At 70.5% G+C, this 24,625-nt stretch carries 24 protein-coding genes and 1 tRNA gene; 16 read left to right on the top strand and 9 right to left on the bottom strand.

Features of this window, described 5'->3' with window-relative positions; translation table 11 throughout:
* Window positions 1–3 precede the first annotated feature (3 nt).
* From IM725_RS03155 to IM725_RS03140, 4 genes are read left to right on the top strand one after another with little or no spacing between them, the layout of a single operon-like run.
* Window positions 4–1,527 (top strand): ABC transporter ATP-binding protein, encoded by a 1,524-nt coding sequence (locus tag IM725_RS03155; protein ID WP_193779122.1) that lies wholly within the window; start codon window positions 4–6, stop codon window positions 1,525–1,527.
* Entirely contained in the window at window positions 1,514–2,584 is a 1,071-nt protein-coding gene (locus IM725_RS03150) for an ABC transporter permease (protein ID WP_193779121.1), read from the top strand. Before IM725_RS03155 ends, IM725_RS03150 begins: the two co-directional genes overlap by 14 nt.
* The gene (locus IM725_RS03145; RefSeq protein WP_193779120.1) at window positions 2,584–3,504 is read left to right on the top strand and encodes an ABC transporter permease; all 921 of its coding nucleotides are present in this window, start codon (window positions 2,584–2,586) and stop codon (window positions 3,502–3,504) included. The genes IM725_RS03150 and IM725_RS03145 overlap by 1 nt, the downstream gene beginning before the upstream one ends.
* Before the next feature lie 40 nt (window positions 3,505–3,544).
* Complete coding sequence (locus tag IM725_RS03140; protein ID WP_193779119.1) at window positions 3,545–4,711, top strand: BMP family ABC transporter substrate-binding protein; 1,167 nt, start codon at window positions 3,545–3,547, stop codon at window positions 4,709–4,711.
* Window positions 4,712–4,927: 216 nt separating this feature from the next.
* On the opposite strand, the gene IM725_RS03135 is transcribed toward IM725_RS03140, so the two are convergent.
* Both IM725_RS03135 and IM725_RS03130 read right to left on the bottom strand, forming a co-directional pair.
* Window positions 4,928–6,469: a cryptochrome/photolyase family protein gene (locus IM725_RS03135; protein WP_193779118.1), complete on the bottom strand. Its 1,542-nt coding sequence runs from the start codon at window positions 6,467–6,469 to the stop codon at window positions 4,928–4,930.
* Window positions 6,466–6,621: a DUF2256 domain-containing protein gene (locus IM725_RS03130; RefSeq protein WP_193779117.1), complete on the bottom strand. Its 156-nt coding sequence runs from the start codon at window positions 6,619–6,621 to the stop codon at window positions 6,466–6,468. The genes IM725_RS03135 and IM725_RS03130 overlap by 4 nt, the downstream gene beginning before the upstream one ends.
* Window positions 6,622–6,695: 74 nt before the next feature.
* Between IM725_RS03130 and IM725_RS03125 the strand changes: the two genes are divergently transcribed.
* The 6 genes from IM725_RS03125 (at window position 6,696) to IM725_RS03100 (ending at window position 11,767) form a co-directional block, all read left to right on the top strand.
* On the top strand, window positions 6,696–7,739 hold the full coding sequence (locus IM725_RS03125) for an adenosine deaminase (protein ID WP_193779116.1): 1,044 nt from the start codon (window positions 6,696–6,698) through the stop codon (window positions 7,737–7,739).
* Window positions 7,740–7,920: 181 nt separating this feature from the next.
* Window positions 7,921–9,000: a BMP family ABC transporter substrate-binding protein gene (locus IM725_RS03120; RefSeq protein ID WP_193779115.1), complete on the top strand. Its 1,080-nt coding sequence runs from the start codon at window positions 7,921–7,923 to the stop codon at window positions 8,998–9,000.
* 70 nt (window positions 9,001–9,070) lie between these two features.
* Window positions 9,071–10,366, top strand: a complete 1,296-nt coding sequence (gene guaD, locus IM725_RS03115) for a guanine deaminase (RefSeq protein ID WP_193779114.1) — start codon at window positions 9,071–9,073, stop codon at window positions 10,364–10,366.
* Window positions 10,367–10,402: 36 nt separating this feature from the next.
* Window positions 10,403–10,969, top strand: coding sequence for a dCTP deaminase (dcd, locus tag IM725_RS03110; protein ID WP_193779113.1), 567 nt, complete (start codon window positions 10,403–10,405; stop codon window positions 10,967–10,969).
* Between the two features lie 129 nt (window positions 10,970–11,098).
* Entirely contained in the window at window positions 11,099–11,383 is a 285-nt protein-coding gene (locus IM725_RS03105; RefSeq protein WP_193779112.1) for a hypothetical protein, read from the top strand.
* A 66-nt stretch (window positions 11,384–11,449) separates the two neighbouring features.
* Entirely contained in the window at window positions 11,450–11,767 is a 318-nt protein-coding gene (locus tag IM725_RS03100) for a hypothetical protein (RefSeq protein ID WP_193779111.1), read from the top strand.
* Window positions 11,768–11,785: 18 nt separating this feature from the next.
* Here IM725_RS03100 and recJ read toward each other — a convergent pair whose 3' ends face one another.
* Window positions 11,786–13,489, bottom strand: a complete 1,704-nt coding sequence (gene recJ / locus IM725_RS03095) for a single-stranded-DNA-specific exonuclease RecJ (RefSeq protein WP_193779110.1) — start codon at window positions 13,487–13,489, stop codon at window positions 11,786–11,788.
* Between the two features lie 123 nt (window positions 13,490–13,612).
* On the opposite strand from recJ, the gene IM725_RS03090 reads away from it, so the two are divergent.
* Both IM725_RS03090 and IM725_RS03085 read left to right on the top strand, forming a co-directional pair.
* The gene (locus IM725_RS03090; protein ID WP_193779109.1) at window positions 13,613–13,807 is read left to right on the top strand and encodes a hypothetical protein; all 195 of its coding nucleotides are present in this window, start codon (window positions 13,613–13,615) and stop codon (window positions 13,805–13,807) included.
* 69 nt (window positions 13,808–13,876) lie between these two features.
* Window positions 13,877–15,031: a GGDEF domain-containing protein gene (locus tag IM725_RS03085; protein WP_193779108.1), complete on the top strand. Its 1,155-nt coding sequence runs from the start codon at window positions 13,877–13,879 to the stop codon at window positions 15,029–15,031.
* 70 nt (window positions 15,032–15,101) lie between these two features.
* On the opposite strand, the gene IM725_RS03080 is transcribed toward IM725_RS03085, so the two are convergent.
* A tRNA-Leu gene (locus IM725_RS03080) sits at window positions 15,102–15,188 on the bottom strand.
* A 35-nt stretch (window positions 15,189–15,223) separates the two neighbouring features.
* On the opposite strand from IM725_RS03080, the gene cysM reads away from it, so the two are divergent.
* From cysM to IM725_RS03065, 3 genes are read left to right on the top strand one after another with little or no spacing between them, the layout of a single operon-like run.
* Window positions 15,224–16,135, top strand: a complete 912-nt coding sequence (gene cysM / locus IM725_RS03075; RefSeq protein ID WP_193779107.1) for a cysteine synthase CysM — start codon at window positions 15,224–15,226, stop codon at window positions 16,133–16,135.
* A 7-nt stretch (window positions 16,136–16,142) separates the two neighbouring features.
* Window positions 16,143–16,676: an NUDIX domain-containing protein gene (locus IM725_RS03070; RefSeq protein ID WP_193779106.1), complete on the top strand. Its 534-nt coding sequence runs from the start codon at window positions 16,143–16,145 to the stop codon at window positions 16,674–16,676.
* Window positions 16,677–16,691: 15 nt separating this feature from the next.
* On the top strand, window positions 16,692–16,919 hold the full coding sequence (locus tag IM725_RS03065) for a sulfurtransferase TusA family protein (RefSeq protein ID WP_193779105.1): 228 nt from the start codon (window positions 16,692–16,694) through the stop codon (window positions 16,917–16,919).
* Between the two features lie 42 nt (window positions 16,920–16,961).
* Here the strand turns inward: IM725_RS03065 and galU are convergent, their stop codons facing one another.
* Window positions 16,962–17,852 carry a UTP--glucose-1-phosphate uridylyltransferase GalU gene (gene galU, locus IM725_RS03060; RefSeq protein ID WP_193779104.1) on the bottom strand — a complete coding sequence of 297 codons (891 nt, stop codon included), beginning with the start codon at window positions 17,850–17,852 and terminating at the stop codon, window positions 16,962–16,964.
* A 106-nt stretch (window positions 17,853–17,958) separates the two neighbouring features.
* Between galU and IM725_RS03055 the strand changes: the two genes are divergently transcribed.
* Window positions 17,959–18,951, top strand: coding sequence for an NAD(P)-dependent oxidoreductase (locus tag IM725_RS03055; protein ID WP_193779103.1), 993 nt, complete (start codon window positions 17,959–17,961; stop codon window positions 18,949–18,951).
* A gap of 29 nt (window positions 18,952–18,980) precedes the next feature.
* Here the strand turns inward: IM725_RS03055 and IM725_RS03050 are convergent, their stop codons facing one another.
* The 4 genes from IM725_RS03050 to IM725_RS03035 all read right to left on the bottom strand — a co-directional run bounded on the left by IM725_RS03050 (window position 18,981) and on the right by IM725_RS03035 (window position 24,443).
* Window positions 18,981–21,815, bottom strand: a complete 2,835-nt coding sequence (locus tag IM725_RS03050) for a valine--tRNA ligase (protein ID WP_193779102.1) — start codon at window positions 21,813–21,815, stop codon at window positions 18,981–18,983.
* A gap of 102 nt (window positions 21,816–21,917) precedes the next feature.
* Entirely contained in the window at window positions 21,918–22,109 is a 192-nt protein-coding gene (locus IM725_RS03045; protein ID WP_193779101.1) for a DUF2783 domain-containing protein, read from the bottom strand.
* Window positions 22,106–23,824 carry an FAD-dependent oxidoreductase gene (locus IM725_RS03040; RefSeq protein WP_193779100.1) on the bottom strand — a complete coding sequence of 573 codons (1,719 nt, stop codon included), beginning with the start codon at window positions 23,822–23,824 and terminating at the stop codon, window positions 22,106–22,108. The genes IM725_RS03045 and IM725_RS03040 overlap by 4 nt, the downstream gene beginning before the upstream one ends.
* A 4-nt stretch (window positions 23,825–23,828) precedes the next feature.
* The gene (locus tag IM725_RS03035) at window positions 23,829–24,443 is read right to left on the bottom strand and encodes a VOC family protein (protein WP_193779099.1); all 615 of its coding nucleotides are present in this window, start codon (window positions 24,441–24,443) and stop codon (window positions 23,829–23,831) included.
* Window positions 24,444–24,625 lie beyond the last annotated feature (182 nt).

Genomic DNA, 24,625 nt, shown 5'->3' with positions numbered 1-24,625 from the left:
GGTTTGACCACACCCCGGCTCGCGCTGGCGCACGTCACCAAGCGCTACCCCTCGGTCGTCGCCAACGACGACGTGTCGCTCACCGTGCAGCCGGGCGAGACCCACGCGGTCCTCGGCGAGAACGGCGCCGGCAAGTCGACGCTGATGAAGATCATCTACGGCGCGACCAAGCCCGACGAGGGCAGCATCCTGTGGAACGGCCAGCCGGTCCACATCCGCAACCCGCAGGAGGCGCGGGCCCTGGGCATCGCCATGGTGTTCCAGCACTTCAGCCTGTTCGACACCCTCACCGTGGCCGAGAACGTCTGGCTCGGGCTGGACAAGAGCCTCTCGCTGGCCGAGGTCACCCGCAGCATCGAGGCCAAGGCCGCCGAGTACGGGCTGGACGTGCACCCCGGGCGCATGGTGCACACGCTCTCGGTCGGCGAGATGCAGCGGGTGGAGATCATCCGCGCCCTGCTCACCGAGCCCAGGCTGCTGATCCTGGACGAGCCGACCTCGGTGCTCACGCCGCAGGCGGTCGAGAAGCTGTTCGTGGTGCTGAAGAAGCTGGCCGCCCAGGGCTGCAGCATCCTCTACATCAGCCACAAGCTGCACGAGATCCGCGCCCTGTGCAACGCCTGCACCGTGCTGCGCGGCGGCAAGGTGACCGGCGTGTGCGACCCGCGCGAGGAGAGCAACGCCTCGCTCTCGCGCATGATGATCGGTGCCGAGCCGCCCGAGCTGGAGCACCACGCCCGCACCCCGGGCGCGCCGGTGCTGCAGGTCCAGGACCTGCGCCTGCCGCGCCAGGACCCCTTCGGCGTCGACCTGGACGGCATCCGCCTGGACGTGCGCGCCGGCGAGGTGGTGGGCATCGCCGGCGTGTCCGGCAACGGCCAGCAGGAACTGCTGTACGCGCTCTCGGGCGAGGACACCCGGGCCGACGCGGATGCCATCCGCATCTTCGGCACGGCCGCGGGCCGCATGGGCCCGGGCCACCGGCGCGGCCTGGGCCTGCACTTCGTGCCCGAGGAGCGCCTGGGCCGCGGCGCCGTGCCCACCATGGGCCTGGCGCACAACCTGCTGCTCACGCGCCGCGAGGCCCTGGGCCGCGGCGGCTGGATCGACGTGAAGAAGCTGGAGGCGCAGGCGGCGGACATCATCCGCCGCTTCAAGGTCAAGGCCGGCGGCCCGCACGCCCCGGCCCGCTCCCTGTCCGGCGGCAACCTGCAGAAGTTCATCGTCGGCCGCGAGATCGACGCCCGGCCCAGGCTGCTGGTGGTGTCGCAGCCCACCTGGGGCGTGGACGTGGGCGCCGCGGCGCAGATCCGCGGCGAGCTGCTGGCGCTGCGTGACGCCGGCTGCGCGGTGCTGGTTGTGAGCGAGGAGCTGGAGGAGCTGTTCGAAGTGTCCGACCGGCTGCACGTGATCGCCAAGGGGCGCCTCTCACCGCCGATCGCGCGGGCCGATGCGACGGTGTCGCTGATCGGCGAATGGATGAGCGGCCTTTGGCCGGCCGCGGAGGGCGCCCATGCTGCGGCTTGAAGCACGGCCCGAAGCCTCCCGGGCCTGGAGCCTGGGCTCGCCGCTGCTGGCGCTGCTGCTCACGGTGGTGCTGGGCGTGCTGCTCTTCGCCGCGCTGGGCAAGGACCCGGTGCGCGGCCTGCAGGTGTTCTTCTGGGAGCCGATCAAGTCGCCTTATGCGCTGGGCGAACTGGCCATCAAGGCCACGCCCCTGCTGATCATCGCGCTGGGCCTGGCGGTGTGCTTCCGTTCCAACGTCTGGAACATCGGCGCCGAGGGGCAGTACGTGATCGGTGCGGTGTGCGCCGCCGGCATCGCGCTGCTCGCCGGCAAGGACACCAGCCGCTGGATCGTGCTGGCCATCCTGCTGGCCGGCGTCGCCGGCGGCATGGCCTGGGCGGGGCTGGCGGCCGTGCTGCGCGACCGCTTCAACGCCAACGAGATCCTGGTCAGCCTGATGCTGGTCTACGTGGCCGAGCAGGTGCTGTTCTACATGGTCTTCGGCCCCTGGAAGGACCCGGCGGGCTACAACTTCCCGCAGAGCAAGACCTTCGAGGCCGTGACGCAGATCCCGCGCCTGATGCAGGGCTCGCGCGTGAGCATCGGCCTGCTGGTGGCGCTGGCCGGCGTGGCCGTGCTCTGGGTCTTCCTGTTCCGCACGCGGGCCGGCTTCGCCCAGCAGGTGGGCGGGCTGGCGCCGGCGGCGGCGCGCTATGCCGGCTTCTCCTCGCGCAAGGCGCTGTGGATCGCATTCCTCACCTCGGGCGGGGCGGCGGGCCTGGCGGGCGCGCTGGAGGTGGCCGGCCCGATCGGCCAGCTCACGCCCTACGTGCCGGCGGGCTATGGCTTCGCGGCCATCATCGTCGCCTTCGTGGGCCGGCTGCACCCGGTGGGCATGGTCTTCTCCAGCATCCTCATGAGCATGTTCTACATCGGCGGCGAGCTGGCGCAGTCGCGCCTGGGCCTGCCCAAGTCCCTCACCGGCGTGTTCCAGGGCCTGCTGCTGTTCACGCTGCTGGCCTGCGACACGCTGATCGCCTACCGCGTGCGCGTCGGCCGCGCCGGGGGAGCCCGCTGATGGACACCTGGGCACTCCTGATCGCCGCCACCCTGAACGGCGGCACCGTGCTGGCCCTGGCCGCCCTGGGCCTGCTGGTCAACGAGAAGGCGGGCGTGGTCAACCTGGGCGCGGAGGGCATCATGCTGTGCGCCGCCATCGCCGGCTTCGCCACCGTGGTGCACACCGGCAACGACTGGCTGGGCTTCGCCGCCGGCATGGGCGCGGGCGCGATTCTTGCGGCCGCGTTCGGCGTGCTCGTCATCTGGCTCAACACCAACCAGTACGCCACCGGCCTGGCGCTCAGCCTGTTCGGCAGCGGCTTCTCGGCCTTCGCCGGCATCCGCTACGTGCAGGAGAAGCTGCCCGAGCGGCCGCACTTCGCCATTCCGGGCCTGGCCGACATCCCGCTGCTGGGGCCGGCCCTGTTCCGCCAGCACCCCATGGTCTACCTCACGGTGGGGCTCACGCTCTGGCTGGTGTGGTTCCTGTACCGCTCCCGCACCGGGCTGGTGCTGCGCTCGGTCGGCGAATCGCCCGGCTCGGCGCATGCGCTCGGCTACCCGGTGCGCCGCATCCGGCTCGCGGCCGTGGTGGCGGGGGGCGCCCTGTGCGGGCTGGCGGGCGCCTACCTGGCCATCGTCTACACCCCGCTGTGGGTGGAGGGCATGGTGGCCGGCCGCGGCTGGATCGCCCTGGCCCTGACCACCTTCGCCACCTGGCGGCCGGCGCGCGTGCTGCTGGGGGCCTACCTGTTCGGCGGCGTCACGATGTTGCAGTTCCAGTTGCAAAGCAGCGGGGTCGACGTGCCCAGCCAGTTCCTCACCATGCTGCCTTACCTGGCCACCATCGTGGTGCTGGCGCTGATCTCGCGCAACCCCGCCTGGATACGCGCAAACATGCCTGCTTCGCTGGGCAAACCCTTCCATCCCGGCTCATAATCTTTTTTCCAACGACAACCTCCCGGAGAGGACTCCCGTGATGACTGATGTGCAGAAACGAAACCTGATGAAGCTCGCGGCACTGACCGCGGTCGGCGCCGCCGCGCTGGCGGGCTGCAGCAAGACCGAGGCCCCGGCACCGGCGCCGGCGCCCGCTGCCGCCGCTTCCGCCCCGGCCGCCAAGCCGGAGCCGGTGAAGGTCGCCTGGGCTTACGTGGGCCCGGTGGGCGACGGTGGCTGGACCTATGCGCACGACAACGCCCGCAAGGCGGTCGAGAAGGAGTTCGGCGACAAGGTGCAGACCAGCTTCGTCGAGAAGGTGCCCGAGGGCGCGGACGCCGAGCGCGTCTTCCGCGACCTGGTCCAGCAGGGCAACAAGATGATCTTCGGCACCACCTTCGGCTACATGGAGCCCATGCTGAAGGTCGCCGCGGACAACCCGAACGTCAAGTTCGAGCACGCCACCGGCTACAAGACGGCGCCGAACATGAACGTGTACGACAGCCGCACCTACGAGGGCGCGTACATGGCCGGCGTGATCGCCGGCAAGATGACCAAGACCAACACGCTGGGCGTGGTGGGCTCGGTGCCGATCCCCGAGGTGATCCGCAACATCAACAGCTTCACGCTGGGCGCGCAGTCGGTGAACCCCAAGATCAAGACCAAGGTGGTCTGGGTGGGTGACTGGTTCAATCCGCCGAAGGAAACCGAGGCCGCGACCTCGCTGATCAACGGCGGCGCCGACGTGCTGATGCAGAACACCGACTCCTCGGCCGTGCTGCAGACCGCCGAGAAGATGGGCAAGCGCGCCTTCGGCTGGGACAGCGACATGAGCAGCTACGGTCCCAAGGCGCACCTGGGCTCCGCGGTGATCAACTGGGCGCCGTACTACATCAAGGCCGTGCGGTCGCTGCTGGACAACACCTGGAAGGCCGAGCCGAACAAGACCTGGTGGGGCGTGAAGGAAGGCGCGATCGATTTCGTGTCCGTCGCCGCCGACGTGCCGGACGAGGCCAAGAAGAAGCTGGACGAGGTCAAGGCCGGCCTGAAGGACGGCAGCCTGGTGATCTGGAAGGGCCCGATCACCGACAACACCGGCAAGGTGGTGGTCGAGAAGGACAAGGCCGCGGACGACGCCTTCCTGGGCGGCATCAACTTCTACGTCAAGGGCGTGGAAGGCAAGGTTCCTGGGGGCGACAAAAAGTAATCACGCATCACTCATAAAACGCTGCGCGTTTTATGAGTGGTCCGGCCAGAGAAAACAGCCCGGCACCTGCCGGGCTGTTTTCATTTTGGGGCAACGTCAAAACGCGGACGCGTTTTGACGTTGAATTTGAAAGTGAGTGGGAATCCCGGCGTAGCCGTGATTCCCACTGGGGTGGCGGCGCTGCATGTTATTTCGCGCCGCCGGGGCGGCTGCGTGTCACTTCGCCGCCCCTTCGTGTCGCAGCGCGCTGGCGCGCGCTGCGATCTGCTGGCGCTGGGCGTCGTCCAGCCGCTGCACGTTCTTCAACTGCATCGCCATGCGCTGGTTGTTCTTCAGCGTGGGTTCGTGGCGGATGAGGAAGTCCCAGTAGAGGGTGGTGAAGGGGCAGGCGCCTTCGCCGGTGCTCCTGGCCGGGTCGTAGCGGCAGCCCTTGCAGGCATTGCTCATGCGCTGGATGTACTTGCCGCTGGCGACGTAGGGCTTGCTGGCCATGAGGCCGCCGTCGCCGTACTGGCTCATGCCCAGGGTGTTGGGCAGTTCCACCCACTCCACCGCGTCCACGTACACCGCCAGGTACCAGGCATGGACCTGCTTCGGGTCCACGCCCAGCAGCAGGGCATACAGCCCGGTGACCATGAGGCGCTGGATGTGGTGGGCGTAGCCATGGCGCAGGGTCTGGGTGAGGGCGTCGCGCAGGCAGGCCATGGCGGTGTCGCCGGTCCAGTACCACGCGGGCAGGGGTTGCGTCGCGCCCAGGGCGTTGCGTTCCAGGTAGCCGGGCATCTCCATCCAGTAGATGCCGCGCACGTACTCGCGCCAGCCCAGCACCTGGCGGATGAAGCCCTCGGCCGAGGCCAGCGGCACCCGGCCCTCGCGGTACGCGGCCTCGGCCGCGGCCACCACCTCGCGCGGGTCCAGCAGGTGCAGGTTCATGGCCGAGGACAGCAGCGAGTGGTTCAGCCAGGGCTCGCCCGTCCACATCGCGTCCTGCCAGAGGCCGAACTCGGGCAGCCGGTGGGTCACGAAGTCGTGCAGGGCCTCGCGCGCCTGCTTGCGCGTGACCGGCCAGCTGAAGTCCTGCAGTGAACCGGGGTGGTCCGGGAAGCGGGCCTCGACCAGGTCCAGCACCTCCTGCGTGAGCGTGTCCGGCGCGAAGCGCAGCGGCGCCACCAGCAGGCCCGGGCCCTCGTGGCCGAAGCTGGCCCGGTTCTCGGCGTCGAAGTTCCAGCGGCCGCCGCAGGGCTGGTCGCCGTCCATCAGCACGCCGTGGCGGCGCCGCTGCTCGCGGTAGAAGAACTCCATGCGCAGCTGGCGCCGGCCGCGGGCGTGGGCGGCGAACTCGGGCAGGCTGCAGAAGAAATGGGTGTCCTCGCGCACTTCCAGCGGCAGGCCGGCCCCGCGCGCGGCCTCGCGCAGCATCTCCAGCACCCGGTGCTCGCCCGGGTGCGTGATGACAAGCTCGCGCGGCGCGAGCCGGGCGATGGCCTGCGCCAGGGCCTCGCCCAGCGTGCCGGGGTTGCCGGCGGCGTCCAGGCGCAGGTAGTCCACGGTCCAGCCGCGCGCCGCCAGGGCCTGGGCGAAATGGCGCATCGCCGCCAGGAAGACCGCGATGCGGGGCTTGGCCGTCCATACGTGCGTGGACTCGCCCGCCACCTCGGCCATCCAGACCCGGTCCTGCGCGGGGTCGAAGCCCTCCAGGGCGGGCGCGTCCGCGTCCAGCTGGTCGCCCAGCACCAGCACCAGCCGGCGGCAGCTCATGCCGGCCCCGCGCCGCCGCGCCGGCGGCGGCAGGCCTCGCTGCAGTACTTCACCTCGTCCCACACCTTGGCCCAGGCCCGGCGCCAGCTCATGGGCCGGCCGCAGACGGCACAGGGCTTGCTCGGCAGGTAGGACTTGTTTCCCTTGGACATGGGGCGGCATTATCGGGACCGCGGCGCGATTGCGCTTCCCGTATGCTCACCCTGCTGACACAGACACGACGCCCATGAACGCCTCCGTCCCGCCCATCGCCCCCGAGCGGCTGCCCGCCCTGCTGGCGGCCATGCCCAAGGCCGAACTCCACATCCACATCGAGGGCTCGCTCGAGCCCGAGCTGATCTTCGCCATGGCGCGGCGCAACGGGGTGTCCATCCCCTATGCCAGCGTGGAGGACCTGCGCCGTGCCTATGCCTTCAGCAACCTGCAGAGCTTCCTGGACATCTACTACGCCGGCGCCAGCGTGCTGATCACCGAGCAGGACTTCTTCGACATGGCCTGGGCCTACCTGGAGAAGGCCGCGGCCGACCACGTGGTGCACGCCGAGATCTTCTTCGACCCGCAGACCCACACGGCGCGCGGCGTGGCCATGGACACCGTCATCCGCGGCCTGCACCGCGCCTGCACCCAGGCCCAGGCGACGCTGGGCGTGAGCGCCTCCCTGATCCTGTGCTTCCTGCGCCACCTGAGCGAGGAGGAGGCCTTCCAGACCCTGGAGCAGGCGCTGCCGCTGCGCGACCTGTTCATCGGCGTGGGCCTGGATTCCAGCGAAGTGGGCCATCCGCCCGAGAAGTTCGCCCGCGTCTTCGCCCGCTGCCGCGAACTCGGCCTGCATCTCGTGGCCCATGCCGGCGAGGAAGGGCCGCCGGCCTACGTGTGGACCGCGCTGGACCTGCTCCGGGTGGAGCGCATCGACCATGGCGTGCAGTCCACCCGCGACCCGGCGCTGATGGCGCGCCTGGCCAAGGACCGCATCCCGCTCACCGTCTGTCCGCTGTCCAACCTCAAGCTCTGCGTGTTCCCGCGCCTGGCCGACCACAACCTCGGCGCCCTGCTGGACGCCGGGCTGGTGGCCACCGTCAATTCGGACGACCCGGCCTATTTCGGCGGCTACATGAACGACAACTTCCTGCAGACCTTCCAGGCCGTGAACCTGCACGCGGCGCAGGCCTGGCAACTGGCCGCCAACAGCTTCGAGGCCAGCTTCGTGGACGCCCCCCTCAAGCGGGCCTGGCGCGACCGGCTGGAAGAGGCTTTCGCCCGCCACGCCTGAGGCGGACGGCGCACGCCTCTGCGCGCTCACGACCTCGAGCCGGGCAACCTGTTCGCAGGCCCTTGCGGCTCCCCCGCCGGCGCACCCTAGCCCGCCGGCTAAAATCACGGACTGAAGAGGTCGCGCCCCGGCGGCCTCTTTTCTTTTTTCCGCCAGCCCCGGGGCCATGTCGAGGAACACCATGTACAAAAACCTCGCAGCCGCGTGGATCGCGGCCGCCTGTTTTTTCCCTTCCGCCTTTGCACAGACCACCCCGCGCGAGCCGCTCAAGGTGGCCGTCGTGCACGTCGCGCCCGTCGCCGAAACCGGCTGGGTGCACCAGCATGAGGAGGCCCGCCTCGCGGTCGAGGCCGCCTTCCCGGGCCAGGTCAAGACGGCCTTCGTCGAGAACGTGCCCGAGGGCCCGGACGCCGAGCGCGTGATCCGTGACTTCGCGCGCCAGGGCTACGGCCTCATCTTCACGCCCAGCTTCGGCTACATGGAGCCCACGCTCAAGGTGGCGCGCGAGTTCCCGGACGTGAAATTCGAGTCCATCACCGGCTACAAGACCGCGCCCAACGTGGCCGTGGCCAACGCGCGCTACTACGAGGGCCGCTACCTCGCCGGCGTGCTGGCGGGCCGCATGAGCCGCACCCACACCGCCGGCTACATCGCGGGCTTCCCGATCCCCGAGGTGCTGCAGGGCATCAACGCCTTCACCCTGGGCATGCGCTCGGTGGACCCCAAGGCGCAGGTCAAGGTGGTCTGGCTCAACGCCTGGTTCGACCCGGCGCGCGAGCGCGAGGCGGCCATGACCCTGATGAACCAGGACGTGGACGTGCTCACCTTCCACACCGCCTCCGACGCCGTGATGCGCGCCGCCCAGGAGCGCGGCAAGATGGCCATCGCCTACCACTCCGACATGCACAAGGTGACGCCGGACGCGCAGATCGCCGCCGTCACCCACCACTGGGACGGCTACTACAAGCAGCGGGTGCAGGCCGTGCTGCAGGGCACCTGGAAGAGCGGCAACGTCTGGGGCGGGGTGAAGGAGGGCATGATCCGCATCGAGGGCTTCGGCCCCAAGGTCCCGGCCGCCGTGCGCGAGGAAGTGCTGGCGCGCCAGAAGGACATCGCCGCCGGGCGCCTGCGCCCCTTCGCCGGCCCGCTGCGCGACAACGAAGGCCACACGGTGCTGGCCGCCGGCAGCGCCCTGGCCGACCCGCAGATCCTGGAGATGAACTGGCTCGCCGAGGGCGTCTCCGGCCGCCTGCCCCGGTAAGCCGGGCCGGGCCGCCGCCCGGCGGTGCCCGCCATTGGCCCGCCCCTGCACTTGCGGGACAATCGCCCGCATGAGAGCGTTTCGGGCAGGCTTGCTGAGGTTCGACGACGAAGGCCGGGCGCAGTACGACGCCGACGGCCTGCTGGTCACCGGGCCCGCGCCCGATGGCCGCCAGCTGGTGCGCGCGGCCGGGCCCTACGCCCGGCTGCAGGGCAACTTCCCGGGCGTGGCCGTGGAGTCGCTGCCCGGGCGCATCATCGCCCCGGGCTTCGTCGACCTGCACATCCACTTCCCGCAGCTGGACGTGATCGGCTCGCCCGCGCCGGGCCTGCTGCCCTGGCTGGAGAACTACACCTTCCCGCACGAGGCCAGGTTCGCCGACCCGGCGCACGCCGAAGCGCTGGCCGGCTTCTTCCTGGACGAGCTGCTGCGCCATGGCGTGACCACCGCGCTGGCCTTCTGCACCTCGCACCCCTCGTCCGTGGATGCGCTGATGGCCGAGAGCGAACGGCGTGGCCTGCGCATGATCGCCGGCAAGGTGCTGCAGGATCGGCACTCGCCCGACGGCGTGCGCGACCAGACCGAGCAGAGCCTCGTCGACACCGAGGCGCTGATCTCGCGCTGGCACGGCCGCGAGCGCCTGGGCTATGCGATCACCCCGCGCTTTGCGCCCAGCTGCAGCGAGGCCCAGCTGCGCGGCGCCGGGGCCCTGGCGGCGAAGTATCCCGACGTGTGGATCCAGTCGCACGTGGCCGAGAACCTGGACGAGGTGCGCTGGGTGCGCGAGCTGTTCCCGGCCTCGCGCAGCTACCTCTCGGTCTACGAGGATTTCGGCCTGCTGCGCGAGCGCGCGCTCTACGCCCACTGCATCCACTTCGACGACGAGGACCGGGCCCTGATGCGCGCCCGCGGCGCGGCCGCCGCCGTGAGCCCCACCAGCAACCTGTTCCTGGGCAGCGGCTTCTTCGATTTCGAGGGCGCGCAGCGCGTCGGCTTCCTGCACGGCCTGGCCAGCGACGTGGGCGGCGGCACCAGCTTCAGCCCCTTCCACACCATGCTCGCGGCCTACTACGTCGGCCGCGAGGGCCAGACCAAGCCCGGGCTCTCGCTCTCGCCGCAGCGCCTGTGGTGGCTGCACACCGCGGGCGCGGCCCAGGCGCTGCGCCTGGACGGCGTGGTGGGCAACCTGCAGCCCGGCTGCGAGGCCGACTTCGTGGTGCTGGACCCCGCCTGCACGCCCCTGCTGGCGCGCAAGACGGCAGCGGCGCGCGACCTGGACGAGCTGCTGTTCTCCATGATCGTGCTGGGCGACGACCGCCTGGTCGAGAGCGTGCACATCGGCGGCCGCCCCTGGATCGCCGCCTGAGCGTCGCCCCCTACAATCCGCCCCAGGAGCGCACGCATGAGCATCAAGAGCGACAAATGGATCCGCAGGATGTCGGAGCAGCACGGCATGATCGAGCCCTTCGAGCCCGGCCAGGTGCGTGAGGTCGAGGGCAAGCGCATCATCAGCTACGGCACCTCGAGCTACGGCTACGACATCCGCTGCGCACCCGAATTCAAGGTCTTCACCAACATCCACAGCACCGTGGTGGATCCGAAGAACTTCGACGAGAAGAGCTTCGTGGATTTCCACGACGACGTGTGCATCATCCCGCCCAACAGCTTCGCGCTGGCGCGCACGGTGGAGTACTTCCGCATCCCGCGCAACGTGCTGACGATCTGCCTGGGCAAGAGCACCTACGCCCGCTGCGGCATCATCGTCAACGTGACCCCCTTCGAGCCCGAGTGGGAAGGCTACGTCACGCTGGAGTTTTCCAACACCACGCCGCTGCCGGCCAAGATCTACGCCGGCGAGGGCTGCGCCCAGGTGCTCTTCTTCGAGAGCGACGAGGTCTGCGAGACCAGCTACAAGGACCGCGGCGGCAAGTACCAGGGCCAGCGCGGCGTCACGCTGCCCAAGGCCTGAGCGGGCGCCCGGCGCCCTGTCGGGCTGCCACGGTGTGGCCCGGCACCGCACGGCCGGGCCAAAGCCGTCCTACAGCGTGATCAGCGGCTGGCCGCGCGCCCGTCGCCCCCGCGCTCCTAGCATGAGGCCATGGACCGCTATGACGCCCCCGCTCCCGCCAACCCCTATGCCCGCCGCGGCACCGCGGCGCTGCTGGCCGTCTTCGCGCTGGCCCTGCTGCTGGGCTTCTGGCAGCTCTGCCGCTGGCAGGTCGCCCAGGCCCAGGCCCGCCATGCGGCCCTGCACGCCGAACGCGTGGCCTCGTCGGACTGCAGCGCGGCCGTGATCGTGGACGCGGACGGCAGGACGCTGCGCCCCGCGCCGGGCCTGCGCTGCGCGGACGTCCGACAGATTGAGGGACGTCCGGCCGACTGACGCGCTTGCCGGGCGGGCCTACGCTTCCTCCATGCCCGATGGTGATGGGCACAGGGAGAGACCACCATGCAGAAACAGATCGCCACCGGTTCCGCGTCCCGCTGGGCTGCCACGCTGCCCTCGCTGGAGGCCTCGGACGAGTTCGAGCCTGACGAGGACGCGGGCTACTGCCCCATCCGGCTGCTGGGCGCCTTCACCCTGCTCATGGCCGGCCACGGGCGCTGCGTCAACACCTGCATGATGCTGGGCGACCGCAACTACGCGATGTGGCAGCTCGCCCGCGCGCACACCTTCGGCGATGCGGAGTTGCGCGAGGTGGCCGCGCGCCTGTTCGCCTACTTCGACGACGAGCGCTGCCCGGTGCCAGCCGGCCTGCGCGCCTGAGCCCGGCTGCAGTCCGGCCTAGAGCTCGGCCCCCTCGACCAGGAAGCGCACCCGGCGCACGCCCTGCCATTCGTCCGCGTCCAGCCGGAAGGCGAGCAGCACGCGCGCCGGCAGCGGCTCGGTGTGGCCGAACCAGATGCCGTCCACGGGCTGGCCCTGGTGGCGGATCTTGAGTGAGAGGTGTTTCTCCCCCACCAGCCGCTGCGACAGGATCTCGACCTCCTCGCTGAACACCGGCGGCGCGAAGCCCTGGCCCCAGACCGAGGCGTGCAGCGTGTCCACCAGCTCGGGCCGCCGGTACTCGGGCGCCAGCGGGCCGTCGGTGTGCAGCCGGCGCAGCAGCGTGGCCGCATCCAGCCACTCCTGGGCCACCTGCTGCATGGCCTCGTCGAAGGTGTCCAGGTGCTCTTCCAGCACGGTGCAGCCGGCGGCCATGGCGTGGCCGCCGAAGCGCAGCAGGATGCCCGGGTGCCGCTTGGCCACCAGGTCCAGCGCGTCGCGCAGGTGGAAGCCGGGGATGGAACGGCCCGAGCCTTTCAGCTCGTGCTCGCGGCCGGGCGCCTGGCTGGCCGCGAACACGAAGGTGGGCCGGTGCAGTCGGTCCTTGATGCGCGAGGCGACGATGCCGACCACGCCCTCGTGGAAATCCGGGTCGAACACGGTCACCGCGGGCGGCGGCTCGTCGTCCGCGTCGAACAGCCCGTCCACGATCTCCATGGCCTGGTCGCGCATGTCGCCCTCGATCTCGCGCCGCTCGCGGTTGATCGCGTCGAGCTGGCGCGCCAGTTCACCGGCGCGGGCCGCGTCGTCCGTCACCAGGCATTCGATGCCCAGCGTCATATCGGCCAGCCGGCCGGCGGCGTTGATGCGCGGGCCCAGGGCGAAGCCGAAGTCGAAGGTGGTGGCATGGCGGCTGTCGCGGCCGGCCGCCTCGAACAGCGCGGCGATGCCCGGCTGCATGGCGCCGGCGCGTATGCGGCGCAGGCCCTGCGCCACCAGGCGCCGGTTGTTCGCGTCCAGCTTCACCACGTCGGCCACGGTGCCCAGCGCCACCAGCGGCAGCAGGGCGTCCAGGCGCGGCTGGGTGGCGGCGTCGAAGGCGCCGCGTTCGCGCAGCAGCGAGCGCAGCGCCAGCAGCACGTAGAACATCACGCCCACGCCGGCGACCGACTTGCTGTCGAAGCCGCAGCCGGGCTGGTTGGGGTTCACGATCACGGCCGCGGGCGGCAGCACCGGCCCGGGCAGATGGTGGTCGGTAACCAGCACGGCCAGGCCCAGCGCGTTGGCGGCCTCCACGCCGTCCACGCTGGCGATGCCGTTGTCCACCGTGACCAGCAGGTCGGCGCCGCGCTCCTTCACCCGGCGCGCGATGGACGGGGTCAGGCCGTAGCCGTCGACCACCCGGTCGGGCACCAGGTAGTCAACCTGGCGCGCCCCCAGCAGGCGCAGGCCGCGCAGCGCGACCGCGCAGGCGGTGGCGCCGTCGCAGTCGTAGTCGGCCACGATGCAGATGCGCTTGTCCAGGTGGGCCGCCAGCAGCTCGGCCGCGGCCGCTGTGCCCAGCAGGCCGCCGGGCGCGAGCAGCCGGGCCAGGCCGTCGTCCAGCTCGTCCGGGCCCTGCACGCCGCGGGCGGCGTACAGGCGCGCCAGCAAGGGGTGGATGCCGGCCTGTTCCAGCGCCCAGGCGGCGCGGGGCGGAATGTCGCGGGGGATGATTTTCATGAAGCGTTCAACCTAGGGCGCGATTGTGGCCTCAAGCCGGGCGCCCGCGCGATCGCGGGCATCGGCATACTCTGCGGTTCGCCGTTCCCAAAAGAACCATCCTGCGAGGAGACACATCCATCCATGGCAGAGCAGATCCACCCCTATGCGCTGCATGACGGGCCCCAGGCCACGGCCGCGCGCCAGATGCTGAAGATGCAGATCCAGGAGGCCTTCGCGGTGATGGAGGCGACGCACCTGGCCTACACGCCCGAACTGCTGGGGCAGCTCGTGGTGGCCCTGGCGACCAACCAGCAGACCCTGGTGCTGAAGAAGTAACGGCGCGGGCCGCGGCCCGTTGCTGCGCTATCCTCGGCTCAACCGTTTCCCGGGTCCCGCACGCTTTCCATGTCCATCGCACTCAGCCCCGAATTCCAGGCCATGCTGCTGGGAGGGCTCGTCGGCGTGATGGGGGTGCTGGCCCTGCTGTCGCTTCTGGTCGGCAGCGCCTATGGCGAGCGCAGCCTGCATGTGCACTGCGCCGCCATCGCGGCCGGCATCGTCGCGCTGGTGCTGTGGCGCCTGGGCATGCCCGGCCCGTCGGCGGCCGGCCTGCTGGCGGTGCTCGCGCTGTCCACGCAGAACCTGCGCGAACTCACCCAGCACGTGGGCGCCCTGCGGGCCGCGGGGCGCTGGATCAGCCTCACCGCGCTGGCCATGGGCCTGCTGGCCCTGGCCGCGCTGTGGCAGCCGCAGCTCGCGGTGCTGGCGGGGCTGCTCGCCTGGGGCGGCGCCGCAGGCTTCGTGCTGGTGCGCGCCTATGGGCAGAGCACGCCCTGGGTGGTCTGGGCCATGGCCGGCGGACTCGCGTTGTTCGCGGGCGCGCTCGCCGTCGCCCTGGGCCAGGCCGACGCCCAGGGGCTGGCGCTGGCCGGCGCGCTGTGCGTGTGGTCGCTGGCGCAGTACCTGGCCAGCGTGTGGCGCAGCCGCATCTTCGGCGAGCGCCGCACCCGTGCGCAGGCCGAGCGGCTGCTGGACCCGCTGACCGGCCTGTCGCGCCCGGCCGTGCTGGAGCAGCGCCTGCACTTGGCGCGCCTGCTCATGCGGCGCTTCCACCACCCGACCAGCCTGCTGCTGGTGCAGGTCGACCAGGTCGAGCGCCTCGTGGCCTTGAAGGGCGCCGAGCTGGCCGAGGCCGCGGTGCTGGAGGCCGGCACCCGCGTGCGCGACGCGCTGGGGCAGGGCGACCTGGGCGCCCGGGTCGGGCCGCATCGCTTCGCGGTGCTGTCCGAGGGCACGGACACGGCCCAGGCCGCGCTGGACATCGCGGCGCGCGTGGTCGCGGCCGGCCTGCGCCAGCCGCTCAACAGCCTGCCGGATGTGTATGCGCAGTTCCGCATCGTGCTGTGCGAGCTTCCTCAGGACGAGCTGCCCCTGCAGGCCCTGCTGGGGCCGCTGGGCGAGCGGCTGCAGGCCGACGCGCAGCGCCAGCGCGAGCGCCGCATCCGCGTGGTCCCGGTGGAGGAGCTCGCACCGCCGAGCTCGCAGTCGCGCGAGGGCTGAGGCCCGCGCGGGGCGCGCGCATTCCCGTTCGGCCGCTTGGGGCGGGCCGGTTCGATGCAGGAAGTCAGAGTGGTGCCGGAGGCCGGAATCGAACCGGCACGCCCTCGCGGGCGGGGGATTTTGAGTCCCCTGCGTCTACCAATTTCACCACTCCGGCGGGAGGGCGGGCCACAAGTATGGCACAGTGCGCGCATGCAATCCCACCGCTATCCCACCATCGAGGACGCGGTCGGCAAGACCCCGCTGGTCGCGCTGCAGCGCATCGGCGCGGAGGCCAACCGCGAGCGCAACAACGTGGTGCTCGGCAAGCTCGAAGGCAACAACCCCGCCGGTTCCGTGAAGGACAGGCCGGCCCTGTCCATGATCCGGCGCGCCGAGGAGCGCGGCGAGATCAAGCCCGGCGACACGCTGATCGAAGCCACCTCGGGCAACACCGGCATCGCGCTGGCCATGGCCGCCGCCATCAAGGGCTACCGCATGCTGCTCATCATGCCGGAGGACCTCTCCATCGAACGTGCCCAGACCATGAAGGCCTTCGGCGCCGAGCTGCTGCTCACGCCCAAGAGCGGCGGCATGGAGTACGCGCGTGACCTGGCCGAGAACATGCAGCGCGAAGGCCAGGGCAAGGTGCTGGACCAGTTCGCGAACGCCGACAACCCGCGCATCCACTACGAGACCACCGGCCCCGAGCTGTGGGAGCAGACCGGCGGGCGCATCACCCACTTCGTGAGCGCCATGGGCACCACCGGAACCATCACCGGGGTGTCGCGCTTCCTGAAGGAGAAGAACCCGCAGGTGCGCATCATCGGCGCCCAGCCCGCCCCGGGCTCGCGCATTCCGGGCATCCGCAAGTGGCCGCAGGAGTACATGCCGCGCATCTACGACGCCTCCACCGTGGACGAGCAGGTGTCCGTGACGCAGGACGAGGCCGAGGAGATGTGCCGCCGCCTCGCCCGCGAGGAAGGCATCTTCGCCGGCATCTCGGCCGCCGGCGCCTGCTGGGTCGCGCAGGAGATCGCCAAGACGGTGCGGGACGCCACCATCGCCTTCATCGTCTGCGACCGCGGCGACCGTTACCTCTCCACCGGCGTGTTCCCGGCCTGAGCCCGCGATGAACGACCCCGTCTGGCGCTACTGCCCCAGCTGTGCCTACCCGCTGCAGCCCATCGCGCAGCTGGAGGATGGCGGCCACAAGGAGCGCCTGCGCTGCGCGTCCTGCGGCTGGACGCACTGGAACAACCCCACGCCCGTGCTGGCGGGCATCGTCGAGTACCAGGGGCAGATCCTGCTCGCCCGCAACGCCGCCTGGCCGGGGCGCCGCTTCGCGCTGATCACGGGCTTCATGGAGGCCGGCGAGTCCCCGCAGGAGGGCATCGCCCGCGAGATCAAGGAAGAAACCAACCTGGACGCCGGGCCGCTCACGCTGGTCGGGGCCTACGAGTTCATGCGCATGAACCAGGTCATCATCGCCTACCACGCGGTCTGCGAGGGCGAGGTCCGGCTGTCGCCCGAGCTGGCCGAGTACAAGCTGTATGCCCCCGAGGACGTGTTGTGCTGGCCGGCCGGCACCGGCTACGCGCTGGCCGACTTCCTCAAGAGCCGCGGCCACGAGCCCCGCTTCATGGACATGGCCCAGCGCCTCTGACCCCACGCACACCACATGAACATCGACAAGGACATCGACACCCGCGGGCTGAACTGCCCGCTGCCCATCCTCAAGGCCAAGAAGGCGCTGTCGGACATGCAGTCCGGCCAGCTGCTGCGCGTGGTCGCCACGGACCCGGGCTCGCTGCGCGACTTCCAGGCCTTCTGCAAGCAGACGGGCAACGAGCTGGTGGAGCAGCAGACCGTGGGCGAGGAATTCGTCCACGTGCTCAAGCGGCGCTGAAGTCGGCCCGGCCCGCCTGGCCGGCGCCGCCGCCGCCGGGGATCAGCCCAGGTCCAGCGCCCGCAGGTGGTTGCGGAACTCCGCGGCCACTTCCGGGTGGCGCAGCGCGAAATCGACGGTCGCCTCCAGGAAGCCGGCCTTGCTGCCGCAGTCGTAGCGGCGGCCGCGGTAGTGGTAGGCGTGCACGCCCTCGGTGGGAATCAGCTTGGCGATGCCGTCCGTGAGCTGGATCTCGCCGCCGGCGCCACGGGGGTTGTTGCGGATCTGCTCGAACACGCCCGGCGTCAGGATGTAGCGTCCCGCCACGCCCATGCGCGAGGGCGCCTCGGCCGGCGACGGCTTTTCCACCATGCGGTCCACCTTGAGCAGGCGCTCGCCCGCGGGCTGGCCGGCGACGATGCCGTAGCGCTTGACGTGCTCGGCGGGCACCTCCTGCACGGCGAGCAAAGATGTCCCACAGTCGCGGAAAACGTTGACCATTTGTGTCAGCACGTTGGGCCCGCCGTCCTCGCCCTGCATCAGGTCGTCAGCCAGCAGCACCGCGAAGGGCTCGTCGCCCACCAGCGGCTGCGCGCACAGCACCGCGTGGCCCAGGCCCAGGGAGCGCGGCTGCCGCACGAAGGAACAGAACATGTCCTCGGGCGCCAGCGAGCGGACCAGGTTCAGCAGTTCGTCCTTGTGCGCCGCCTCCAGCTCGTGCTCCAGCTCGTAGGCGGTGTCGAAGTGGTCCTCGATGGCACGCTTATTGCGGCCCGTGACGAAGATCATGTGGCGGATGCCGGCGTCGTAGGCCTCCTCGACCGCGTACTGGATCAGGGGCTTGTCGACGATGGGGAGCATTTCCTTGGGCTGCGCCTTGGTGGCGGGCAGGAAACGCGTCCCCAGGCCGGCGACAGGGAAGACGGCCTTCCGGAGTTCTGTGACTTTCTTCATGGACTGCTGTGGTGTTTCTCGCTAAAGTCTGCCCGTTTTTCGAGCAGTTGGCTTGCCAGTATCTGGTTGAAGTTCAGCCGTTCCTGTAAGACAAGGACGCAACCGCGTGAACATATTACTGGTGGAACGGCTGCTGCCCGAAGCGCAGGAATGGCTTGGGGCGCGTCACAACGTGGAGTGCCGGCCCGAGCTCGCGGCCGACCTGAGCGCGCTGCGCAAGGCCTTGTACAACGCCCAGGCCCTGGTGCTGCCGCGCAAGGTGGTGGTGACCCGCGACCTGCTCGATTTCGCGCCGGTGCTGCGGGCCGTGGCCCGCCTGCACGCGGGCACCGACAACACCGACCTGGAAGCCTGCCGCGACCGCGGCGTGCGCGTGATCCAGGCCGGCAGCGCCAACGTGCGCTCCAATGCCGAATACCTGCTCACCGGCCTGCTGCTGCTGTACCGCCGCGGCATAGCGGCGGCCCTGGCCGGCGACCGCCACGCCGAACCCCGGCTCGGGCGTGAGCTGCACGGCAGCACCGTGGGCATCGTCGGGCTGGCGCCGGCGGCCCATGCGCTGGCCCTGATGCTGGGCAGCCTGGGCGTGAAGCTGGTGGGCTACGACCCGGCGGTGCACCGCAACGCCCCGCTCTGGCAGAGCCTGGGCATCCAGCCGCTGTCGCTGCCCGAGGTGCTGGCCCAGGCGGACGCGGTGTCGCTGCAGGTCATGTACGCCTCGCGCTACCAGGGCTTCTTCAACGACCGCGTGCTGGCCCATTGCCGGCCGGGCCAGCTGTGGGTGGGCATCAGCCGCTCCGAGCTGTTCGATGCGCAGGCCCTGGCGGCGGCCCTGACCGACGGCCGCATCGAGGCCTGCATGCTGGACGGCGCCGATGCCGGCTTCGCCGCCCGCGGCACGCCCCTGCACGAGCTGCGCAACCTGGTGCTCACGCCGCGCCTGGGCTCGCACACGCGCGAAGCACGGCAGCGCGCGAGCTGGTACGTGGCGCACCGCCTGCACGACACCCTGGCGCTGGGCGCCGGCGCCTTCGACGTCTCGGGCGTCGAGGAGACGGCGGACTTCTTCGACAGCCAGCGCGCCGGCCTGTCCCGCTGAGGGCGGACGCAGGGCCGGCCCGCCAGCGGTCAGCCCAGGCGCTGCAGCTGTGACTCGATGCGCGCCAGCGTGGCCGTGAAGCCCGCGATGCGCTCGCGCTCCTGCGCGATCACGGCGGGGGGCGCCTTGGCCACGAAAGCCTCGTTGGCCAGCTTGCCCTGGGCCTTGGCCACTTCGCCGCGCAGCCGGTCGGCTTCCTTGCCGAGGCGGGCCTTCTCGGCCGCCACGTCGATCTCCATGAACAGGCACAGCCGGGCGTCGGCGGCCACGGCCACGGGCGCGGCCTGCGCCGCCTGGGACCATTCGGCCTCGCTGGCGAACACCTTCACCTCGCTGAGCTTGGCCAGGGCCTGCAGCACCGGCGCGATCTCGCGCATGAACTCGGCCGCGGCGGGCGCTTCGGCATGCACGTAGGCCGGCAGGCGCGTGGAGGGCGACACCGCCATCTCGCCGCGCAGGTTGCGGCAGGCGTCCACCACCGACTTCAGGCGCGCCATCCAGGCCTCGGCCCCGGGGTCCACCGCCTGGGCGTTGGTTTCGGGGTAGGGCGCCGTGCTGATGGTCTCGCCCGTCTTGCCGGCGATGGGCGCGACCACCTGCCACAGCTCCTCGGTGATGAAGGGGATCACCGGGTGCGCCAGGCGCAGGATGGCCTCCAGCACGCGCATCAGCGTGCGGCGGGTGCCGCGCTGCTGCGCCGCGTCGCCGGTCTGCACCTGCACCTTGGCGATCTCCAGGTACCAGTCGCAGAACTCGTCCCAGACGAACTGGTAGATCGCGCTGGCCACGTTGTCCAGGCGGTACTCGGCGAAGCCCTTGGCCACCTCGGCCTCGGCGCGCTGCAGGCGCGAGACGATCCAGCGGTCGGCCTGCGTGAGCGCGGCGCCCGCTTCGGCCAGGTCCTGGCCCTCGCAGTTCATCAGCACGAAGCGCGAGGCGTTCCAGAGCTTGTTGCAGAAGTTGCGATAGCCCTCGCAACGCTTGGTGTCGAAGTTGATGTTGCGGCCCAGGCTGGCGTAGCTGGCCATGGTGAAGCGCAGCGCGTCGGCGCCGTAGGCCGGCATGCCCTGCGGGAACTCCTTCTTCACGCGGGCCGCCACCTTGGGCGCGGTCTCGGGCTTGCGCAGGCCCACGGTGGACTTGTGCACCAGCGTGTCCAGGTCGGCGCCCTGGATCAGGTCCACCGGGTCCACCACGTTGCCCTCGGACTTGGACATCTTCTTGCCTTCGCTGTCGCGCACCATGCCGTGGATGTAGACATCCCGGAAGGGCACGCGGCCGGTGAAGTGCGTCGTCATCATGATCATCCGGGCGACCCAGAAGAAGATGATCTCGTAGCCCGTCACCAGGGTGGAGGAGGGCAGGTACAGGTCGAAGTCGGCCGTGTGCTCGGGCCAGCCCAGCGTGGAGAAGGGCACCAGCGCCGAGGAATACCAGGTGTCCAGCACGTCCTCGTCGCGGCGCAGCACCCGGCCCGGCGCCTGGGCCTGGGCCTCGGCCTCGCTGCGCGCCACGTAGATGTTGCCCGCCTCGTCGTACCAGGCCGGGATCTGGTGGCCCCACCAGAGCTGGCGCGAGATGCACCAGTCCTGGATGTTGTTCATCCACTGGTTGTAGGTGTTGACCCAGTTCTCGGGCACGAAGCGCACCTCGCCGGAGGCCACGGCATCGATGGCCTTCTGCGCGATGGACTTGCCGGTGGGGTCCTTGTCGCTCACCTTGGACACGGCCACGAACCATTGGTCGGTGAGCATGGGCTCCACCACCTGGCCGGTGCGGGCGCAGCGCGGCACCATCAGCTTGTGCTTCTTGGTCTCGACCAGGAAGCCGCCGGCCTCCAGGTCGCCGACCACGGCCTTGCGGGCCTTGAAACGGTCCAGGCCCTGGTACTGGGACGGCGCGTTCTCGTTGATCTTCGCGTCCAGGGTCAGCACGCCGATCATCGGCAGGCCGTGGCGCTGGCCGACCGCGTAGTCGTTGGCGTCATGGGCGGGCGTGACCTTGACCACGCCGGTGCCGAAGGCGCGGTCCACGTAGGCGTCGGCGATGACCGGGATCTCGCGGCCCACCAGCGGCAGGGTCACCGTCTTGCCGATGAGCGCCGTGTAGCGCTCGTCCTCGGGGTGCACCATCACCGCCACGTCGCCCAGCATGGTCTCGGGGCGGGTGGTGGCCACGGTGAGGCTGCCGGAGCCATCGCTGAGCGGGTAGCGGATATGCCAGAGGAATCCGTCCTCCTCCTCGCTCTCCACCTCCAGGTCGCTCACGGCGGACTTGAGTTCCGGGTCCCAGTTGACCAAGCGCTTGCCGCGGTAGATCAGGCCCTGCTCGTACAGGCGCACGAAGGTCTCGGTCACCACGTTCGACAACTTGTCGTCCATGGTGAAGTACTCCATGGACCAGTCCACGCTGTCGCCCATGCGGCGCATCTGCGAGGTGATGGTGTTGCCGGATTTCTCCTTCCACTCCCAGACCTTGGCGACGAAGTTCTTGCGGCCCAGGTCGTGGCGCGAGAGCTTCTGCTCCTGCAACTGGCGCTCCACCACGATCTGCGTGGCGATGCCCGCGTGGTCCGTGCCCGGCACCCACAGGGTGTTGAAGCCGCGCATCCGGTGGTAGCGGGCCAGGCTGTCCATGATGGTCTGGTTGAAGGCGTGGCCCATGTGCAGCGTGCCGGTCACGTTGGGCGGCGGCAGCTGGATGGCGAAGGCGGGCTCGCCGGCCTTGGGCTGGCCGGTGCCGCGCCAGCCGGCGCGGGCATAGCCCTTCTGCTCCCACAGCGGCCCCCAGCGCGCCTCGATGGCCGCGGGCTCGAAGGACTTGGCAAGGCTGTTCAGGCCGGGTTGGGCGGTGGTGTCGGTCATGGGTGGGGAAGGCAGGGGAATGCAGCGCCAGGTGGGCGGCGCCCTAAACCGCTGATTTTATCGGCCCGGCCCTGCGCCGGCCCCACCCCTGGCGGGTGCCCCTCAGCGGCCGGGCAGGTCCCGGGCCGCGGCGATGCACTCGGCCAGCAGCCGGGCGTCGCCCACCTGGTTGGCCAGCAGCAGCACCAACCGGGCGTTCAGCAGCTGCGACTCGGCCTCGGACAGCCCGGTGTGGGCGTCCAGCAGCTGTTCGTAGAAGCCGTCCGCGTCCTGGAAGTTGGGCTGGGTCTTCATGCCGTCTCCTTCTCCAGCGCCGCCAGGGCGCGGGCCATCGCGTCCACCAGCGTCGCATCCACGTGGGTGCCGCTGGCGGCAAGGTACGCATCCGGGCGCAGCAGCGCCCAGGCATGGCCGAACACATGGCAGGCGCCCTGCAGCTGGCCCTGCGGGTCGCGCACGAACTCGCGCGCCACGGGCCGTTCGTCCGCCCCCAGCACCTGCACGCAGCGCACGGGCGCGCTGGCGGCCAGGGCCCGCAGCCGGGCCGCTGCGGCCGGACTGGCGCCGCCGAAGACCAGCAGCAGGAAATCGTCGCCGCTCCAGGCCAGCAGCTCGTTCAGGGTGCCGGGCGAGCCGTCCGCCCAGCGGAATTCCACGTTCTGCACCGGCTGGCCGCCGCCCGGCCCGCAGGCCGGCGAGGCGGTGTAGGTGTTGGCCACCGCCATGCGGCCGGTGTTGACCAGCTGGCGGGCGAAGGGGTGCTGGCGCGCGAGGCTGATCGCGGCGTCGCGGAACAGCTTCTCCACCCCCGGCTGCGGGCGCAGGAAGCGGGCCGTGCGGTTGGTCACCATCACGTTCTGGCGCGCGGCCTCGTGGCGTTCGGCGTGGTAGCTGTCCAGCAGGGCCGGGGAGGCCCGCCCGCGTTCCACCAGGGCCAGCTTCCAGGCCAGGTTCTCGGCGTCGGCGATGCCGGTGTTGCCGCCGCGCGCGCCGAAGGGGCTCACCACCTTGGCGGCGTCGCCCATGAAGAAGACACGGCCGTGCCGCATCTGGTCGATGCACTCGCTGCGGTAGGCATAGGGCCCCACCCAGACGATCTCGACCTCGCAGTCGGCGCCGAACTGCCGCGCCAGGCGCTCGCGCACCACCGCCTCGCGGCTGACCTCCTTCGGGTCGGCGTCGGGGGCCATCTGGTAGTCGATGCGCCAGACCTGGTCGCCCATCAGGTGCTGCCAGACGGCGCGGTTCTCGTTGAAGGGCGCCTCGATCCAGGTGTGGCGCTCCACCGGCGGGTGCTTGGTGAAGCGCACGTCGGCGATGCACCAGCGGTCGTCGCCCTTCTTCGCCGTGACGGAGGCGTTCACCCACCGGCGGAAGGGGCTGTGCGAGCCGGTGCAGTCCACCACGTGCTGCGCGTGCAGCAGGTAGTCGCCCGCGGGCGTGCCGACGGTGAGGCGGGCGCCGGCCTCGTCCTGGGCGAAGTCCTTCACCCGGCTGCACCAGCGCAGGTCCACATGGCCCAGCGCGCGGATGCGGTCGACCAGGAAGGCCTCGATGTAGAACTGCTGGATGTTGATGAAGGGCGGCTGGCAGGAGAGCTTGTAGCCCGGCTGCTGGCGCAGGTCGAAGGCGTAGACCTCGTCGGCGCCCGCGAAGGTGCGGCCCACGCTCCACTGGATGCCCTTGGCCGCGATGCGCTCGTAGATGCCCAGGCGGTCGAAGATCTCCAGCGAGCGCTGCGTGTAGCAGATGCCGCGCGAGGAGGCGCCCTTGACGCCCACGGTGTTGTCCTCGTCCAGCAGCACGGCCGCCACGCCCAGCCGGGCCAGGCAGGCCGCCAGCGTCAGGCCCGTGATGCCGCCACCCACGATGACGATGGCGTGCCGGCCGGGCTCACCGCTGCCCAGTTCGGGCGGCGGCACGAAGGGGTATTCGGGCAGCTGGTAGCCGTTGCCCTGGGCGAACTCGTAGCCGTTGGTGAAGGCGGTCTTGTCGTAGGCGGCGTCCATGTCGTCAGGGCTTGTTGAATTCGGGCCGGTCGTTCTGCTGGGGCTTCAGCGGCGCGGTGGACCTGCCCTCGGCGCGCTCGCGCCGCCACTGCGCCTTGCGCGCGGTCCAGGCGTCCAGCCGGGCATGCGCGGTGCGGCTTTCCTGCAGCATCTGGAACTCGTCGGCGAGCTGGGCGCTCAGCTCCAGCCGGATGCCGTTGGGGTCGAAGAAATAGATGCTGTGGAAGATGTGGTGGTCCGTGATGCCCAGCACCTCGACCCCGTGCGCTTCCAGGCGCGCCTTCATGGCCTTCAGGGCGTCCATGGACTCCACGCGGAAGGCGATGTGGTTGACCCAGCGGGGCGTGTTGGGCGAGGGCTCGGCCGCCACGTCGTCGCCCAGGTCGAAGAAGGCGATGAAGGAGCCGTCCTGCAGGCGGAAGAAGAAGTGGGTGTAGGGGCAGTACTCGCCCGTGCTGGGCACGTGGTCGCTCTGGATGATGTGGTAGAGCGGCAGGCCCAGGATGTCCTCGTAGAAGTGCCGGGTCTCCTCGGCATCGCGGGCCCGGTAGGCGTAGTGGTGCAGCTGCTGGATGGGGGGCGGCGCGGGCAGCGCGGCGTCCTGCGGGAGGGCGGCCATGGCGATCTCCTGGATTCAACTATCCGTAATCCGTTTACTGTATCGTAACGGCTGCAGCGGCCGTCGCCCGGCCGCGGACTACGTACTATCCCTGCTATCGACGGAATAGCCAAAAGCGATCGGGGGCATAAACCCCGGCAATTGGACGGGGTCGCGCCACAGGGCTACCCTAGCCCGGTCTT

The sequence above is a fragment of the Ramlibacter aquaticus genome, from assembly GCF_015159745.1.
Lineage (GTDB): Bacteria > Pseudomonadota > Gammaproteobacteria > Burkholderiales > Burkholderiaceae_C > Ramlibacter > Ramlibacter aquaticus.
This window is presented reverse-complemented; position numbering and strand designations above follow the sequence as displayed.

Excerpts from the sequence above, each read along its gene's own strand:
- IM725_RS03065 (WP_193779105.1), top strand. The coding sequence starts at position 16,692 with ATGAACATCGACAAGGACATCGACACCCGCGGGCTGAACTGCCCGCTG.
- IM725_RS03105 (WP_193779112.1), top strand. The coding sequence starts at position 11,099 with ATGGACCGCTATGACGCCCCCGCTCCCGCCAACCCCTATGCCCGCCGC.
- IM725_RS03120 (WP_193779115.1), top strand. The coding sequence starts at position 7,921 with ATGTACAAAAACCTCGCAGCCGCGTGGATCGCGGCCGCCTGTTTTTTC.
- IM725_RS03145 (WP_193779120.1), top strand. The coding sequence starts at position 2,584 with ATGGACACCTGGGCACTCCTGATCGCCGCCACCCTGAACGGCGGCACC.
- IM725_RS03045 (WP_193779101.1), bottom strand. The coding sequence starts at position 22,109 with ATGAAGACCCAGCCCAACTTCCAGGACGCGGACGGCTTCTACGAACAG.
- cysM (WP_193779107.1), top strand. The coding sequence starts at position 15,224 with ATGCAATCCCACCGCTATCCCACCATCGAGGACGCGGTCGGCAAGACC.
- IM725_RS03035 (WP_193779099.1), bottom strand. The coding sequence starts at position 24,443 with ATGGCCGCCCTCCCGCAGGACGCCGCGCTGCCCGCGCCGCCCCCCATC.
- guaD (WP_193779114.1), top strand. The coding sequence starts at position 9,071 with ATGAGAGCGTTTCGGGCAGGCTTGCTGAGGTTCGACGACGAAGGCCGG.
- IM725_RS03130 (WP_193779117.1), bottom strand. The coding sequence starts at position 6,621 with ATGTCCAAGGGAAACAAGTCCTACCTGCCGAGCAAGCCCTGTGCCGTC.
- IM725_RS03090 (WP_193779109.1), top strand. The coding sequence starts at position 13,613 with ATGGCAGAGCAGATCCACCCCTATGCGCTGCATGACGGGCCCCAGGCC.
- IM725_RS03140 (WP_193779119.1), top strand. The coding sequence starts at position 3,545 with ATGACTGATGTGCAGAAACGAAACCTGATGAAGCTCGCGGCACTGACC.
- IM725_RS03100 (WP_193779111.1), top strand. The coding sequence starts at position 11,450 with ATGCAGAAACAGATCGCCACCGGTTCCGCGTCCCGCTGGGCTGCCACG.
- dcd (WP_193779113.1), top strand. The coding sequence starts at position 10,403 with ATGAGCATCAAGAGCGACAAATGGATCCGCAGGATGTCGGAGCAGCAC.
- IM725_RS03070 (WP_193779106.1), top strand. The coding sequence starts at position 16,143 with ATGAACGACCCCGTCTGGCGCTACTGCCCCAGCTGTGCCTACCCGCTG.
- IM725_RS03125 (WP_193779116.1), top strand. The coding sequence starts at position 6,696 with ATGAACGCCTCCGTCCCGCCCATCGCCCCCGAGCGGCTGCCCGCCCTG.
- IM725_RS03050 (WP_193779102.1), bottom strand. The coding sequence starts at position 21,815 with ATGACCGACACCACCGCCCAACCCGGCCTGAACAGCCTTGCCAAGTCC.
- galU (WP_193779104.1), bottom strand. The coding sequence starts at position 17,852 with ATGAAGAAAGTCACAGAACTCCGGAAGGCCGTCTTCCCTGTCGCCGGC.
- IM725_RS03135 (WP_193779118.1), bottom strand. The coding sequence starts at position 6,469 with ATGAGCTGCCGCCGGCTGGTGCTGGTGCTGGGCGACCAGCTGGACGCG.
- IM725_RS03040 (WP_193779100.1), bottom strand. The coding sequence starts at position 23,824 with ATGGACGCCGCCTACGACAAGACCGCCTTCACCAACGGCTACGAGTTC.
- recJ (WP_193779110.1), bottom strand. The coding sequence starts at position 13,489 with ATGAAAATCATCCCCCGCGACATTCCGCCCCGCGCCGCCTGGGCGCTG.
- IM725_RS03150 (WP_193779121.1), top strand. The coding sequence starts at position 1,514 with ATGCTGCGGCTTGAAGCACGGCCCGAAGCCTCCCGGGCCTGGAGCCTG.
- IM725_RS03085 (WP_193779108.1), top strand. The coding sequence starts at position 13,877 with ATGTCCATCGCACTCAGCCCCGAATTCCAGGCCATGCTGCTGGGAGGG.